This is a genomic window from Streptococcaceae bacterium ESL0687 (assembly GCA_029392475.1).
Taxonomy (GTDB): Bacteria; Bacillota; Bacilli; order Lactobacillales; family Streptococcaceae; genus Floricoccus.
Genome location: CP113940.1, coordinates 75,825 through 90,669, shown reverse-complemented (window position 1 = coordinate 90,669; position 14,845 = coordinate 75,825). Strand labels below are relative to the sequence as shown.

At 39.4% G+C, this 14,845-nt stretch carries 15 protein-coding genes; 3 read left to right on the top strand and 12 right to left on the bottom strand.

Features of this window, described 5'->3' with window-relative positions; translation table 11 throughout:
* Positions 1–8 precede the first annotated feature (8 nt).
* Genes OZX60_00450 through OZX60_00440 form a run of 3 tightly spaced genes read right to left on the bottom strand, consistent with a single transcriptional unit; the run spans position 9 to position 2,133 of the window.
* Positions 9–551, bottom strand: coding sequence for a class I SAM-dependent methyltransferase (locus tag OZX60_00450; protein WEV45267.1), 543 nt, complete (start codon positions 549–551; stop codon positions 9–11).
* Positions 545–1,480, bottom strand: a complete 936-nt coding sequence (locus OZX60_00445; protein WEV45266.1) for a TIGR01212 family radical SAM protein — start codon at positions 1,478–1,480, stop codon at positions 545–547. The genes OZX60_00450 and OZX60_00445 overlap by 7 nt, the downstream gene beginning before the upstream one ends.
* Positions 1,477–2,133, bottom strand: a complete 657-nt coding sequence (locus OZX60_00440) for a phosphatase PAP2 family protein (protein WEV45265.1) — start codon at positions 2,131–2,133, stop codon at positions 1,477–1,479. The genes OZX60_00445 and OZX60_00440 overlap by 4 nt, the downstream gene beginning before the upstream one ends.
* A 107-nt stretch (positions 2,134–2,240) precedes the next feature.
* Here OZX60_00440 and OZX60_00435 point away from each other — a divergent pair, with 107 nt between their 5' ends.
* Entirely contained in the window at positions 2,241–2,987 is a 747-nt protein-coding gene (locus tag OZX60_00435) for a glucosaminidase domain-containing protein (protein ID WEV45264.1), read from the top strand.
* 23 nt (positions 2,988–3,010) lie between these two features.
* Here OZX60_00435 and purR read toward each other — a convergent pair whose 3' ends face one another.
* From purR to OZX60_00410, 5 genes are all read right to left on the bottom strand, one after another.
* Positions 3,011–3,820: a pur operon repressor gene (gene purR, locus OZX60_00430; GenBank protein ID WEV45263.1), complete on the bottom strand. Its 810-nt coding sequence runs from the start codon at positions 3,818–3,820 to the stop codon at positions 3,011–3,013.
* A 98-nt stretch (positions 3,821–3,918) separates the two neighbouring features.
* Complete coding sequence (gene fusA, locus OZX60_00425; protein ID WEV45262.1) at positions 3,919–6,045, bottom strand: elongation factor G; 2,127 nt, start codon at positions 6,043–6,045, stop codon at positions 3,919–3,921.
* Between the two features lie 206 nt (positions 6,046–6,251).
* Complete coding sequence (gene rpsG / locus OZX60_00420; GenBank protein WEV45261.1) at positions 6,252–6,722, bottom strand: 30S ribosomal protein S7; 471 nt, start codon at positions 6,720–6,722, stop codon at positions 6,252–6,254.
* A 118-nt stretch (positions 6,723–6,840) separates the two neighbouring features.
* Positions 6,841–7,254 carry a 30S ribosomal protein S12 gene (gene rpsL, locus OZX60_00415; GenBank protein WEV45260.1) on the bottom strand — a complete coding sequence of 138 codons (414 nt, stop codon included), beginning with the start codon at positions 7,252–7,254 and terminating at the stop codon, positions 6,841–6,843.
* 420 nt (positions 7,255–7,674) lie between these two features.
* Positions 7,675–8,604 carry an AraC family transcriptional regulator gene (locus tag OZX60_00410; protein WEV45259.1) on the bottom strand — a complete coding sequence of 310 codons (930 nt, stop codon included), beginning with the start codon at positions 8,602–8,604 and terminating at the stop codon, positions 7,675–7,677.
* A gap of 122 nt (positions 8,605–8,726) precedes the next feature.
* Between OZX60_00410 and OZX60_00405 the strand changes: the two genes are divergently transcribed.
* Both OZX60_00405 and OZX60_00400 read left to right on the top strand, forming a co-directional pair.
* Positions 8,727–10,379, top strand: a complete 1,653-nt coding sequence (locus tag OZX60_00405) for a family 43 glycosylhydrolase (protein WEV45258.1) — start codon at positions 8,727–8,729, stop codon at positions 10,377–10,379.
* 9 nt (positions 10,380–10,388) lie between these two features.
* Complete coding sequence (locus OZX60_00400) at positions 10,389–11,660, top strand: MFS transporter (GenBank protein ID WEV45257.1); 1,272 nt, start codon at positions 10,389–10,391, stop codon at positions 11,658–11,660.
* 57 nt (positions 11,661–11,717) lie between these two features.
* On the opposite strand, the gene OZX60_00395 is transcribed toward OZX60_00400, so the two are convergent.
* The 4 genes from OZX60_00395 to OZX60_00380 are packed head-to-tail and all read right to left on the bottom strand — an operon-like array spanning position 11,718 to position 14,844.
* Positions 11,718–12,377, bottom strand: coding sequence for a CBS domain-containing protein (locus tag OZX60_00395; protein WEV45256.1), 660 nt, complete (start codon positions 12,375–12,377; stop codon positions 11,718–11,720).
* 42 nt (positions 12,378–12,419) lie between these two features.
* Complete coding sequence (locus tag OZX60_00390; protein ID WEV45255.1) at positions 12,420–13,124, bottom strand: ABC transporter ATP-binding protein; 705 nt, start codon at positions 13,122–13,124, stop codon at positions 12,420–12,422.
* Positions 13,124–13,888 (bottom strand): ABC transporter ATP-binding protein, encoded by a 765-nt coding sequence (locus OZX60_00385; protein ID WEV45254.1) that lies wholly within the window; start codon positions 13,886–13,888, stop codon positions 13,124–13,126. Before OZX60_00385 ends, OZX60_00390 begins: the two co-directional genes overlap by 1 nt.
* Positions 13,888–14,844, bottom strand: a complete 957-nt coding sequence (locus tag OZX60_00380) for a branched-chain amino acid ABC transporter permease (GenBank protein ID WEV45253.1) — start codon at positions 14,842–14,844, stop codon at positions 13,888–13,890. The genes OZX60_00385 and OZX60_00380 overlap by 1 nt, the downstream gene beginning before the upstream one ends.
* Between the last annotated feature and the right edge of the window lies 1 nt (position 14,845).

Below are 14,845 nucleotides of genomic sequence, written 5' to 3'. Positions count from 1 at the left end.
CAAATTAATTATATCAATTTTTCTATCATAATCAAAAACGGAGGTGTATTTTTTTGATTGAGGGGACCATAATTCATAACCTGGTAATCAGTTTGAGGTAAAGCAGATACAAAATCTAAGACTAAATCCTTTTCCTCTGCTCCGCCTGCATGACCGTAGTAAACCATCATGGCTAAACGTCCACCCTTGACCATTTTATCAAGAATTTTACTTGTAGCCTCAATGGTTGTTGGAGCTAGTGTTATAACAGATTTATCGCTCTTTGGTAGATAGCCAAGGTTGAAGATGGCAGCTTTGATGGGCTCGTCCACATACTCATCCACATTCTGGTGGCCTGATAAAATGAGCTCAGCGGTCAATCCTTCGGCAACGAGTTTTACTCTAGTAGACTCCACTGCCTGCTTTTGGACGTCAAAAGCAAAAACCTTGTCGGTAAGGCCTGCAAGAAAGGCTGTATCATGTCCATTACCCATGGTAGCATCAATGGCCACATCTCCTGGATTAATGACTTCTTTTAACCAGGCATGAGCCAGATGAAGAGGTCTTAACATCCTTGTCCTCCTTCTAGCTTACAACCCTGGGTGCTACCACGACGAGCCATTTCAGCGTCGATGGAATTTAGAACCTCCCATTTTTTGAGACTCCACATGGGACCAATCAGAGAATCGCGCGGAGCATCCCCAGTTAATCTATGGATAACAATTTCTTTGGGGATTATTTCTAGCTGATTACAGATGATATTTACATATTCCTCCTGAGAAAGAAGCTGCAAGCGGCCCTCATGAAAGTCACGCTGCATGCGAGTATTTTTCATCAAATGCAGTAAATGAAGTTTGATTCCTTGAATATCACTGTCTTGGACAGTTCTTCTGACATTTTCAAGCATCATCTCAGGTGTTTCACCAGGAAGACCGTTAATCAAGTGAGTACAGACTAAGATACCTTTGGCCCTGAGGGCTTCAACAGCATCCAAGTAAGTCTGATAGTCATGGGCCCGGTTAATCAAATCAGATGTTTCCTGGTAGGTGGTCTGAAGACCCAGTTCCACCCAAACAGTCATCCGCTCATTAAGTTCACCTAGATACTCAATGGTTTCTGGTGGCAGACAGTCGGGACGTGTTCCAATATTAATTCCAACCACATTTGGCATGTTTACTGCCTGCTCAAAGCGTTCTCTTAAGACTTCAACAGGAGCATGCGTATTGGTAAAATTTTGGAAGTAGACGATGTATTTTTCAACACCACTCCATTTTTTATGGAGAAAATCAATCTCCTTTTCAAACTGAACAGGGATTGGTTCATCTGGTGCTACAATCATATCTCCAGAACCTGAAACGGTACAGAAGGTACATCCACCAACGGCTACTGTTCCATCCCTATTTGGGCAGTCAAAGCCCGCATCAATTGGAACCTTGAAAATCTTTTCCCCAAAATTACTTCTCAGGTATTCATTCCAGGTCGTATAAGATTTTTGATTCATTTTTGAATTCCTTTAAAACGTAATTTAAACCTTATCTTATCATAGTAAGGATAAGAATACATAACTGCCGCTGATGCTAGGGTAAATCCACCAATTACATCACTTGGATAATGAACTCCTAGATAAATTCTTGAAAAACCGATTGTTACGATTAGAAGACTTAGGACAGTTACCAGTAAAATTTTAAGCCATGTTTTTTCAATTCTTGGAAGGAAAATAAGAATTAAAGTTAGAAAAACAAGCATTGATACAGTTGAATGTCCACTTGGGAAAGAATATCCACTTTCAGTGATTAAGCGGTCCTCAAAAGGAGGTCTTGGTCTTTGGTACAAGTACTTAGCAAGGGGTGCAATAATTCCAGAAACCACTACAAGAAGACCGCCTAGATAAACAGCTTCCGCATACCATTTCTTAAAGTAGAAAAAGATTACAAATAAGGCAACTAAAATGATTATTCTTGAAGAGTTACCAAATTTGGTAATAGTTTCAAAAAAGGTCGTTAAGGAATCACTTCTATGTGAAAAAACAAAATTTTGAATTGGTTGATCGAAGTTAGCTATCATTTTTGGGAAAAACTTAATTATATAACCCAAACCAATAAAAATAAGGATTAAAGTGCTTCCTGCAAATTGATAATATAGTTTATTTTTCATAAAATTCATTATAGCATTTTATGATCTAGGCGCAAGCCTTGATAATGGACAAATATTTATTGTATTGATACCATGTAATAGAGAGTCCATACTCGAAAGGAAACAATATGAATATACCAATATATACAAACCGTGTACTCCAACTAGCAACTGCTGGAAGTATCGGATTATCAATTTTAGGCCTATCTTCCCCTAAAGAAGCAAGTGCTGCTTCTATTCAGGAAATGGCTGCCGTTGCTCAACAAATCGCCCCTCAGTATGGTCTTTACCCGTCAGTTATGGCTGCCCAAGCTATCTTAGAATCTGGTTACGGTAAAAGTAGCCTTGCTACTAACTACAATAACTACTTCGGTATCAAAGGAGCTGGTGTCAGCTTAAAAACCGTTGAATACCTTAATGGAGCTTGGGTTGATATGATTCAATCATTCAAGATTTACAACTCTATTTATGATAGTTTTTCTTCAAATGGAGCCCTTCTTTACTACAATTCAATTTACTACGGTACTCATGTGGCGAATACAAATAGCTACAAAGATGCAACTGCTGCCCTCCAGGGAGTCTATGCTACTGACCCTGGATACTCTGCCAAATTAAATAAAATCATTGAAGAATATGGACTCTCTGCGTATGATTACAACTATGGATATAGTTATGGCAGTCAGACAACAGAAACATCTTATGCCACTTCTACTAGCTACCAAACTAGTGAAAGTAATGGAGGTAATTATACCGTTAAATCAGGTGACAGCCTTTGGGCAATTTCACAAAAATACGGAACCTCTGTTGACCAGCTGATGGCTAATAACAATCTTTCAACAGATACTCTTATGATCGGCCAAACCCTATATGTATAAAAAAATCTCGTTAGAGATTTTTTTTATTTGTAAATATTTCCCAAGCTAACATCAATTTTTCCAGATTGAATGTCTAATTTATCAACCTTTAAAATTGATCTGTACTCATCAATTTGGCGTTCACCGTTGAAAACTCCCTCTGCAAGGACTGCAACACCAGCTAGTTTACAGTCAAATTCAGAAACCAAGCTCTTCATTCCATCAAAGGTTCCTCCACCCTTCATGAAATCATCAACTAAAAGAACATTACTTCCTGACTTAAGGCTACGTTTTGACAGGGTCATCTTTTCAACACGGGCACTTGATCCTGACATATAGTTGACAGACACGGTAGCTCCTTCAGTAATTTTGGGATCTCGTCTAGCAATAACAAAAGGAATTCCCAAAATTTCTGCCACAGATTGAGCGATAGGAACACCCTTTGTCGCAATGGTCATAATAGCATCAATCTTTTCATCACGAAATTCATGAGCAATGATTTTTCCGATATTTTTAAGAACTTTTGGATCTCCTAACACATCAGAAAGATAGATATAACCACCTGGAAGAATCCTGTTGTCTTTTACAATATCATCAAGTAAATCATTAGCAAGGGTTAAACTATAATCATCAGAAATTCCTGGAGTAAATGTAACACCACCACTTACACCTGCATAGGTTGTAATTTTTCCTACTTCACTTTCCTCAAAAATTTTCTTAATAATTAGTAAATCTTCTGAAATAGAAGATTTTGCTGCATCATACCTCTTACTGAAAAATGTTAGTGAGGTTAGCTGGTTTGGATTATTTAGTAGAAAATTTGTAAAATCTACTAATCGTTCGCTTCTTTTCATCTTTTTTTCCCTTCGTTCTATCTTTTATCCTCATTTTACACAAAAAAACACGAATATTCAATCGAATATTCGTGCTTTACTTAATTTTTTAAGAACAATTAAGCTTGTCCACCATTTTTCTTGATGATTTCTTCTTGAACAGATTTTGGAACATCTTCATAGTGGTCAAATACCATCATGAATGTACCACGTCCTTGAGTTGAAGAACGTAGAGTTGTTGCGTATCCGAACATTTCAGCAAGCGGTACGAAAGCATTAACGATTTGGCTGTTACCGTGAGCTTCCATTCCATCAACACGTCCACGACGAGCTGTTACGTGTCCCATGATATCCCCAAGATTTTCTTCAGGAACAGTGATTGTAACTTTCATCATTGGCTCAAGGATAACTGGGTTAGCTTTTTTAGCTGCCGCTTTAAGGGCCATAGATGCTGCTACACGGAAGGCAGTTTCATTTGAATCGACATCGTGGTATGAACCATCGTAAAGTTTAGCTTTGATGTCAACCATTGGGTATCCAGCAAGAACCCCGTTAGCCATAGACTCTTCAAGTCCTTTTTCAACTGCTGGGATGTATTCACGTGGTACAACCCCACCGACGATTGCGTTTTCGAATTCGAATCCAGCACCTTCTTCGTTAGGAGTGAATTCAACCCAAACGTGTCCGTATTGTCCTTTACCACCTGATTGACGTACGAATTTACCTTCGGCTTCAGTAGCTGAACGGAATGTTTCACGGTAAGATACCTGTGGAGCACCAACGTTAGCTTCAACCTTGAATTCACGTTTCATACGGTCTACAAGGACGTCAAGGTGAAGTTCACCCATACCAGAGATTACAGTTTCACCAGTTTCAACGTTTGTTTCAACGCGGAATGTTGGATCTTCTTCTGCAAGTTTTTGAAGGGCAACACCCATCTTATCTTGGTCAGCTTTAGATTTAGGTTCAACAGAAAGTTGGATAACTGGTTCTGGAATTTCGATTGACTCAAGGATAACCTTGTGTTTTTCGTCTGCAAGAGTGTCACCAGTTGTAGTATCTTTAAGACCAACAGCTGCTGCGATATCTCCAGCGTAAACTTCGCTGATTTCTTTACGAGTGTTCGCGTGCATTTGTAGAATACGTCCGATACGTTCACGTTTACCTTTAGAAGTGTTTAGTGTGTATGATCCTGATTGAAGGATACCAGAGTAAACACGGAAGAAAGTAAGACGTCCAACGAATGGGTCAGTCATGATCTTGAAGGCAAGTGCTGCAAATGGCTCTTCGTCAGATGCTGGACGAGTTTCTTCTTCGTCTGTATCTGGGTTGATACCTTTGATTGCAGGGATGTCAAGTGGTGAAGGTAGGTAGTCGATAACCGCATCAAGCATCATTTGAACACCTTTGTTCTTGAAGGCAGAACCAGCAAGCATTGGGTAGAATTCAACGTTGATTGTTGCTTTACGGATAGCAGCTTTAAGCTCTTCTTGTGAAATTTCTTCACCTTCAAGGTAAGCCATCATTAGGTCTTCATCAGTTTCAGCTACAGCTTCAACTAATTTACCATGCCATTCTTCAGCAAGTGCTTCGTATTCATCAGCATCGAAGTTAAGAGCAGCAAGTTCAGCTTTGAACTCATCAGATCCAACAACAAGTTCTTTAATGTCAGTTCCAAGATCGTTAGTGTAGATCTCAGCTGTCATGTTTACAAGGTTGATGATACCTACGAAATCTTCTTCAGCTCCAATTGGAATTTGAATTGGGTGAGCGTTTGCGTTTAAACGGTCATGTAGAGTTGAAAGTGAGTAGTAGAAATCAGCTCCGATTTTGTCCATTTTGTTAGCGAAAACGATACGTGGAACCTTGTAGTCTGTAGCCTGACGCCAAACTGTTTCTGTTTGAGGCTCAACACCTGATTGAGCATCAAGTACTGTAACAGCTCCATCAAGTACGCGAAGTGAACGTTGTACCTCAATTGTGAAGTCCACGTGTCCTGGTGTGTCGATGATGTTTACACGGTTACCTTTCCACTGTGCAGTTGTAGCCGCAGAAGTGATTGTGATACCACGTTCTTGTTCTTGCTCCATCCAGTCCATTTGTGATGCACCTTCGTGAGTTTCACCGATTTTGTGGATTTTACCAGTATAGTAAAGTACACGTTCAGTAGTTGTTGTTTTACCAGCATCGACGTGAGCCATGATACCGATATTACGAGTGTTTTCTAATGAAAATTCGCGTGCCATTAGGTTGTTTCTCCTTAATATTTTTCTATAGAAATATTCTATCACATTTAGTTCAAAAACAAAACTGGAAGGGCAGTAGCCCACCCAGTTATGTCTTTGTATGTTTACCTATTTAATTTTGCCTGACTAGTCAAGCTTGCCTGTAGTTTGGCTACAGGACTTCTGCTACTTAAGCAAGTAGTTTCTTCGGGCGAACCCAGAAGATCTTACCAGCGGAAGTGAGCGAATGCACGGTTAGCTTCTGCCATTTTGTGAGTATCTTCACGTTTCTTAACAGATGCACCAGTGTTGTTAGCTGCGTCCATGATTTCTTTAGCAAGACGGTCTTGCATAGTGTGTTCACCACGTTGACGTGAGATTGTTACTAACCAACGAAGTCCAAGAGTTGTACGACGTTCTGGACGTACTTCAACTGGTACTTGGTAGTTTGATCCACCAACACGACGAGCGCGTACTTCAAGGATAGGCATGATGTTTTCCATTGCAGTTTCAAAAACTTCAAGTGGTTCATTTCCTGTAGTTTCCTTGATTTGATCAAATGCACCATAAACGATGCTAGCAGCTGTTCCACGTTTACCGTCTAGCATAAGGCGGTTGATAAGACGTGTAACGATTTTTGAATTATATAACGGATCTGGCAAAACTTCACGTTTTGGAGCTTGTCCTTTACGACTCATTTCGAGTTATCTCCTTCTCAATTTTTTATTAATTTTTTATAACTTATTCTTAAGACTAATGACTATTTGTTCTTTCTACGCAGCAAGTGGGTAGGCTGAACTCCTAATGATTTTTGAATTAAGCTTTAGGTCTTTTAGTTCCGTATTTAGAACGGCTTTGTTTACGGTCAGCAACACCTGCAGTATCAAGTGCTCCACGAACGATGTGGTAACGTACCCCTGGAAGGTCTTTTACACGTCCACCACGGATAAGTACAACACTGTGTTCTTGTAGGTTGTGTCCGATACCTGGGATGTAAGCAGTAACTTCGATAAGGTTAGAAAGACGTACACGGGCATACTTACGTAAAGCCGAGTTAGGTTTCTTAGGTGTCATAGTACCAACACGAGTTGCTACTCCACGTTTTTGTGGTGATGAAAGTTTAGTTTGAACTTTTTTACGGCTGTTGTATCCGATGTTCAATGCTGGTGAGTTTGATTTTTCTACTTTTGATTTACGCGGTTTGCGAACCAATTGGTTAATAGTAGGCATTTTATTAACTTACTCCTTATTTTTTTAATGTGTGTTTTGTTAGTTTCGGGCAAGAAAAGGTGACTTCCTTGCCCACGCCACCGGAGTAGCGCTTGCGTGTACCTTGCAACTTGTCAGCACGTCTCTGTACACTTTCGAGAGACCAAATGTAAAAAGTACCGTTAGTAATATTAACATTTTAACGATTTGCTGTCAAGCTTATTTCCCTTGAAAATCACTACTTTTATCTAAGTTTTCAATCATAAATTTAAAAATAAAATCCAGTAAATAAATTTTGCAAAATAAAGATGATGGCAAGATTGTCTGTTAAATTAGGCAAAATTGTACATGAAAGTTAAAGCTATTTCGGATATTCTGGAAACAAGTTAAGGAAAGCGTTTTCTTTAACTTGTAACTTCAAGCTTGAAGGCCTTGTTAAACCTACTCATAATTACTTAATTCCCTTATAGATTGCTCTTGGGAGTAAATAACCTGCTCATCTCGAATACTTGCAGCTGAAACCAACTCTTGAATTTCTTCCTGCCAGCGATTTTCCTTTCGAAAATCACGGGGAGATTTTCCGTACAAGGTTTTAAAAGCCTTATTTAAATAGCGGATATCTGAAAATCCTGATAATTCACAGATGGTTAGAAGATTATTTTCTGTATTAGCCAGTAAATAACGTGCCCGTTCACACCTTAAAATATTTAGGTATTCCTGAAAACTAATTCCAAAATTTTCCCTAAAAAACCTTGATAAGTAGGTAGTTGAAAGGGAAAGATGACTGGAAATATCAGAAAGAAGTAGTTTTTCCTGATAGTGGGCATTTATATAGTTGCTTATCTGATTAATCCGGTCATGCTTATAAAGAGATTTATTTTGTTCCCGTTCAGATTTATGGTCGTAAGGAACTACTGCCAATAAATCATGAATGATTAGGGAGGTGTAGCCGTGGCAAACTAAGAGTGAATAGTCACTGGCTTCAAAATGAGCACGACTGGCAAGAAACAAGTGTTTTCTTAGCCTAGTAGCTGCTTGGCTTCCATCAAGGATTACTGGTTTTGAGTCAAAAAAGAGTTCATTGATTTGCGGAAAAAATCCTTCAAAATTTTGTGGGGAAATCTGAAATATTAATAAAAGAGCTCCTTCTTGGGAAGAAAATTCATGTAATTGACATGAGTTTAGGGCAACAAATTCGCCGGCGCAAACCTCAAAACTTTCACCATTGGTTGTAAGATTCATTTTACCACGCAGGAGATAAATGATTTCAATATCGCTATGTAGATGGGGACTACGATACTTCATCTCAACCAGGAATATGTAAATATCCTGAATCTCACTATGTTCCACACATTCAAATTTAGTTGACATTTGCTACCTCCTTAACAAACTTTATTATAAGTAAAGTCAGGACCACTAGCAATAGAAGAAATATTAATCATATTTAGAGTTTTATTGGTTGATTTAACGAAAAAGAAAAGAGGAAAGACACTATGACTACTATCCAAAATCCAATCATGGCTGGAATGGTTCCAGACCCATCAGCTATCCGCGTAGGAGAAGATTACTATGTAGCAACTTCTACCTTCCACTGGACACCTGGTGTGCCCATCTTTCATTCAAAAGATTTAGCCAACTGGGAACTTGTGACAAACGTTCTTACAGGAGGAGAAATTGATTTACGGGGAACTGATACCCCTGCTGGGATTTGGGCGCCAAACCTATCTTATGATGAGGTGACTAAAAAATTCTGGATGACCTACTGCCAGATGGTTAATATGAGCGGACGGGAATTTAATGCCAACACCTACACCATGTGGGCTGATGAAATTACGGGGCCTTGGTCTGAACCTCAATATGTAACTTCAATTGGAATTGATCCTTCTCTCTTTCATGATGAAGACGGGAAAAAATACCTAGCAGTCCTTGAATGGGAATCGCGCGTCGGTTATCCGTCTCCTGGTCGAGTTGTCATTGCAGAATACGATGCAGAAAATGGTCAAATCATAGGTGACTGGAAACGGGTAAGTTCCGGTTTCACTACAAGAGGTTGCGTAGAAGCTCCTTATATCTGGAAACGTAATGGCTACTACTATCTAATCCTTGCCTCAGGTGGAACAGGTTATGGTCACGGAGTTGAAATCGGACGCTCAAAAGATATCTTCGGTCCTTACGAGGCCCACCCTTCAATGGAGCCAATTCTTACCTCATCTCCTGCCCACCTCTTCTCACTGGGAGATCCTGATGCTGGTCACTTCGAGATGTACAATCCCCACTCAAGATTACAAAAATCTGGCCATGGTTCCCTTGTCCAAACACCAACTGGTGAATGGTATATGTTCCATCTAATGAGTCGTCCGCTTGAAGGAAAACTCCTAAATCCCCTGGGACGTGAAACCTCAATTCAAGAGATGACCTGGACAGATGAAGGATGGCTTGAAATGAAGGATGGTTCAAATCTGGCAAAGGAATTTGTCCAAATCCCTTATGAGGTAACTCTTCCATCTACTCAAAAAGATGATATTAATGAAAACTTTGGAGGAGCTGAAATCAGCGGACGCTTTATGACCCCTTACCATTTTAAAAATAATGACTGGGTTAAGCAGGTCAATAATAAACTTGAGATTTACGGGCGTGATTCTCTCTTTTCTAAGGTCACTCCATCAATTATGGGAACTAGAGCAAGTTCATTTGACTATGAAGTTGAAACAAGGTTGACCTTTAAGCCAGACCACTACTCACAAAAATCAGGGCTTGGTCTCTACTATGATGCCAATGATTGGCTCTTTGCCCACCTGACCTATTCCGAGCAATATGACATGATTATGCTCTCCCTATCTCAGGCAAGACTAGGTGAACGAATTGAATACATCCATGACAATGTGGCTGTTCCAGAGGGCGAAGTTAGCCTGAAAATTGCTTATAAAAATGCTATAGCAACAGTCTTCTATCGCATCAAGGAAGAAGACGAATGGGTTGTCCTTATGGCTGACCTTGATGTTGACTATCTATCAGACGAAGGTGTTAACGGAACTCCAGGAGAAATCGGAGGCTTTACAGGCCTTGTCAACTTCATGGGAAGCGTTGATTCTTACCAGCACAAGTCTTGTGGTCAATTTGATTACTACCGTGTATCAAACTTATAGGAGATAGTTATGAAAAATGCAGTTACCCTAACCAAAGATTTAGATAGTAAAACAGTTCCTCTGAAAAGACTAGTACCTGGACTAGTTGTTGGTCCCGCATCCTGGCTTGGTCCCTATGCTGTCTGCTCAAGCCTCTACCTACCAGCACTCATTCAGGAACTCGATTCAGCTCATAAGGTAAGTCTTGTAGCCCTCTTTTCAACTACCTCTATGATTGCAGCCTCTATTTCAAACATGGTTGCAGGTTCCCTTTCAGACAGAACTGTCTCCCGTTTCGGTAAAAGAACTCCTTGGATTTTTGGAGGCGCCTTAAGCTTTATGATTCTTATGATTATTGCTGGGATGTCAACAAGTATACCCCTTCTTTTAACAACCTGGATCCTTGGACAGGTTGCCTTAAACTTTGTTGTAGCTCCCATGGTGGCCTGGCTTGATCTGGCTCCAGAAGGTGGAGGCGGTACAGCATCCTCTGCTTACGGAGGTCTTGGTATGGCCCTTGGAAATAATGGATTCACGGTTCTAGGAGTCTATTTTCTCCATAGGCTGCAACTTGGTTTTACTGTTTTTGGAATTATCACCTTTATCGGTTGCTTACTTGCCCTTCTTATCGTTCGGGAGCCATCTAATCTAGACGATTTTCCAGACCACAAACAGGAAATTGAAAAAGAATCATTTGGAGAAGTAGTCAAATCAGTTTGTCCTAAATGGTCAATTGGAAGGGACTACTATCTGGCCCTAGCCGGAAAAATGTTCCAGAGTGCATCAAATTACATGATTGCAAGCTATATCCTCTATATTCTGACAGACTTTATGAATCAAAGTGATACTGTTGTTAAATCAACGGTCCAGCAATTAAATATTATTATGCTTATCTTTGGTATCTTATGTGGCTTCTTTGTAGGACCCCTTTGCGACAAAACTAAATTTTTAAAAATTCCTCTTGCCCTAGCTACCATTTTCATGGGACTTGGAGCCCTAGCCATTTACTTCTTTCAAGATGCAACAGGAATCCTTGTTTATGCTTTTCTAGCTGGTTTGGGACTTGGGGTGTGGAACTCTCTTAATAATCTTTTAAATCTTAAAATTATTCCCGATAAAGAAAAGGTCGCCTTCTTCCTAGGTGTTTATAACCTTGGATCAACTGTGACCCAAGCCTTGGCCCCAATTCTTGCAGCCATAGCCATCAATACCTTTGGTTTTCAAGCAATCTTCCTAATGTCAGCTATCTTTGCTCTCCTATCTGGAATTTCTATTATTTCAATTAGAGGAATCAAATATTAATCATCTGCTTAGAAAGCAACAAAAAAAGAAGCCTAAGGCTTCTTTTTTTACTAAAATTTAGTTGGCTTTAGCTTCGGTTTTTTCAACACTCTCTACCTTAAAGCCGGCTGCTTCAAATTTACTTTGAACTTCATCTTCTTTAAGGCTTCCCTCAAGAAGGATTTCTAAAATTGTAGTTCCCTCTTCTTTGTTGTTTAGTTGAAGAATACTCATTACGTTATACTCGTTTTCAGCTACTAAATCAGTGATCTTTTCAAGGGCTCCGATTTCATTTTTTATGGCTAAACGAATTCTTACACCAGCTTCTCCGTAACCTGCTACCTGTAAAAAGGCATCAAAAACATCTTTGTCAGTAATAATACCTTCAATTTTACCGCCATCAACTACTGGGAGAACACCAATATTGTTCTCGCGCATTAGGTAAACAGCATCTTCCAGGGAAGCAAATTGGGAAACCGTAACAACATTTTTAATCATGATTGATTTGACTGTTGTCTTATTAAGAAGGTAATTCATCTCATAAACTGAAAGGCTTGTAGCCTTACTTGGAGTTGCCTCAGCAATTGTTCCCTCTGTTACAAGACCAACTAACTTACCATTATCAAGTACTGGTAAGCGGTGAATATTTTTCTCACGCATTAAATCAGCAACTTTTGCAACCTTAGTATCAGGGCTTACGCTGATAACCTCTTTTGTCATAAAATCCTTAACTGCCATCTTTTCCTACTCCTTTAATTTTTTAATAAGTCCTTTGAAGGATTAACCTCCAAGATAAGCCTTACGTACTTCATCACTTTCTAAAAGTTCTTTACCAGTACCTGCTAAAACAACTTTTCCTGTTTCTAAAACATAACCTCGGTCTGAGATGGCCAAGGCCTTATTGGCATTTTGCTCAATTAAAAGAACAGTTGTTCCTTGCTTCTGGATATCTTGAATTATATCAAAAATCTCTTGGATGAAGATAGGTGCAAGCCCCATTGATGGTTCATCTAGCAGTAAAAGTTTTGGTGTTCCCATAAGCGCACGACCCATGGCAAGCATCTGCTGCTCCCCACCCGAAAGGGTCGAAGCATCTTGATTTTTACGTTCTTCTAAACGCGGGAAACGTGAAAATACTTTTTTAAGGTTGCGGGAATTTTCCTCCCGGTCTTTTTTAAGGTAAGCTCCCATCTCAAGATTCTCAAGAACGGTAAGTCCTGGAAAAACATGACGCCCTTCTGGTACTTGGCAAAGACCAGAAGATACGATTTTTTGCGGGGCAACCTTTTGAATTTCTTGTCCTTCAAAGGTTATGATTCCATTTTTAGGACGGACAAGACCAGAAATTGTATGAAGGATGGTTGTTTTTCCTGCCCCGTTAGCTCCGATTAAGGAAACAATTTCTCCTTCATTAACCTTAAAGTTTACATCACTTACAGCCTGGATTACGCCATAATAGACAGATAAGTCTTTAACTTCTAACATTAGGCTTCACCTCCTAGATAAGCTTCAATAACCTTTTTATTATTCTTAATTTCTTCTGGATTACCTTCTGCAATCATCCGTCCATATTCTAAAACGTAGATTCTTTGGCAAACATCCATTACAAGCCCCATATCATGCTCAATCAGAACAATAGTAATTCCAAATTTTTCCTGAATTTCTTTAATCAGTCCAGTTAATTCAGCCGTTTCCTGAGGATTCATCCCAGCTGCCGGTTCATCTAAAAATAAAATTTTAGGATCAGTAGCAAGGGCACGAACAATCTCAAGTTTACGTTGTTCCCCGTAGGGTAATTTATTGGCTGGAATATCCTGTTTGTCTTGAAGATTGAAGATTTTTAAAAGTTCTTGAGCCTTAGCAATGAGCTCTTCATCAATCTTGTAATAAATAGGAAGGCGCAAAAGACTGGCAAAAAAGTGTTTCTTCTTCTTAGCTCCAAGGGCAATCAAAACATTGTCCAGAACTGAAAGGTCCTTAAACAAACGAATATTTTGGAAGGTTCTACCCAAACCTGCCTGGGCAAACTTGTAAGAAGGTAGGCCATTTAAGACCTCCCCGTCAAGTTCCACTGTTCCTTCACTAGGTTCATAAACACCAGTTAAAAGGTTAAAAAGGGTCGTTTTCCCGGCTCCATTTGGTCCAATCAGACCAACTAATTCAGAGCTTTCAAGGCTGATACAAACGTCACTTACGGCAGTTAGACCACCGAAGTTTTTTGTTAAATTTTTTACTTCAAGAAGTGCCATTATTTGACCCCCTTAGTTTCTTTGTGATTGAAAAATGATGATAGCTTAAATTCCTTGGTTCCAAGAAGTCCACCTGGTCTAAAGATCATTACAAGAATTAGAGCAAGTGAGTAGATAACCATTCTTAGGCTTCCAAAGTCTTGCAAGAAGATATTTAGGAAACCAAGGGCAATAGCTGCAATTATTGTACCTGTGATACTTCCAAGTCCACCAAAAACGACAATAATAATGATATTTACTGACTGTAACCAAGTAAAGTCTTTAGGAGTTACAGTTCCAATTAGACCTGCATAAAGAGATCCTGCAATACTAGAAAGGATGGCTCCATAAACAAAGGCTAAGACCTTAACTTTCGTAGTATTAACCCCCATAGATTCAGCTGCAATCTCATCTTCTCTAATTGAAAGAGTCTCACGACCACTTGCTGAATTAACAAAATTCGTTGTTAAAATAATTGAAAGGGCTACAAAAATATAAACTGTCTGCCAGTTGGTAAAAAGAGGAATCCCTGAAAGTCCAGCTGCTCCGTTAGTCAACTCATCACCATTCATAATAAGAATTCTTATGATCTCAGAAACACCAAGGGTTGCAATGGCTAGATAGTCCCCCTTAAGTCTAAGAGTTGGAATCCCAACAATTAGGGCTACAAGTCCAGCAAGGACTGCCCCAACAAACATAGCTATATAAAAGGCATAGTAGTAGGTTGAATACATACCAACAATGGCTGCGGCATAGGCACCAATGGCCATGAAACCTGCTGTACCAAATGAAAATTGGCCAGAAAATCCAATGACAAAGTTAAGTCCAACAGCTAGGATAATTTGAATCCCAATATAGCTAATTGATTGAACACCAAAGGTATTTATCACACCACCAGAAATCATGAATTGTAGCAGAACAAATCCTGCCACCAAAAGCACTGACCAGATCAGGCTTGTTTTTGCTCTATTTTTCATA

Coding starts and splice junctions, on each gene's coding strand:
- OZX60_00450 (WEV45267.1), bottom strand. CDS start 551: ATGTTAAGACCTCTTCATCTGGCTCATGCCTGGTTAAAAGAAGTCATT.
- OZX60_00445 (WEV45266.1), bottom strand. CDS start 1,480: ATGAATCAAAAATCTTATACGACCTGGAATGAATACCTGAGAAGTAAT.
- OZX60_00440 (WEV45265.1), bottom strand. CDS start 2,133: ATGAAAAATAAACTATATTATCAATTTGCAGGAAGCACTTTAATCCTT.
- OZX60_00435 (WEV45264.1), top strand. CDS start 2,241: ATGAATATACCAATATATACAAACCGTGTACTCCAACTAGCAACTGCT.
- purR (WEV45263.1), bottom strand. CDS start 3,820: ATGAAAAGAAGCGAACGATTAGTAGATTTTACAAATTTTCTACTAAAT.
- fusA (WEV45262.1), bottom strand. CDS start 6,045: ATGGCACGCGAATTTTCATTAGAAAACACTCGTAATATCGGTATCATG.
- rpsG (WEV45261.1), bottom strand. CDS start 6,722: ATGAGTCGTAAAGGACAAGCTCCAAAACGTGAAGTTTTGCCAGATCCG.
- rpsL (WEV45260.1), bottom strand. CDS start 7,254: ATGCCTACTATTAACCAATTGGTTCGCAAACCGCGTAAATCAAAAGTA.
- OZX60_00410 (WEV45259.1), bottom strand. CDS start 8,604: ATGTCAACTAAATTTGAATGTGTGGAACATAGTGAGATTCAGGATATT.
- OZX60_00405 (WEV45258.1), top strand. CDS start 8,727: ATGACTACTATCCAAAATCCAATCATGGCTGGAATGGTTCCAGACCCA.
- OZX60_00400 (WEV45257.1), top strand. CDS start 10,389: ATGAAAAATGCAGTTACCCTAACCAAAGATTTAGATAGTAAAACAGTT.
- OZX60_00395 (WEV45256.1), bottom strand. CDS start 12,377: ATGGCAGTTAAGGATTTTATGACAAAAGAGGTTATCAGCGTAAGCCCT.
- OZX60_00390 (WEV45255.1), bottom strand. CDS start 13,124: ATGTTAGAAGTTAAAGACTTATCTGTCTATTATGGCGTAATCCAGGCT.
- OZX60_00385 (WEV45254.1), bottom strand. CDS start 13,888: ATGGCACTTCTTGAAGTAAAAAATTTAACAAAAAACTTCGGTGGTCTA.
- OZX60_00380 (WEV45253.1), bottom strand. CDS start 14,844: ATGAAAAATAGAGCAAAAACAAGCCTGATCTGGTCAGTGCTTTTGGTG.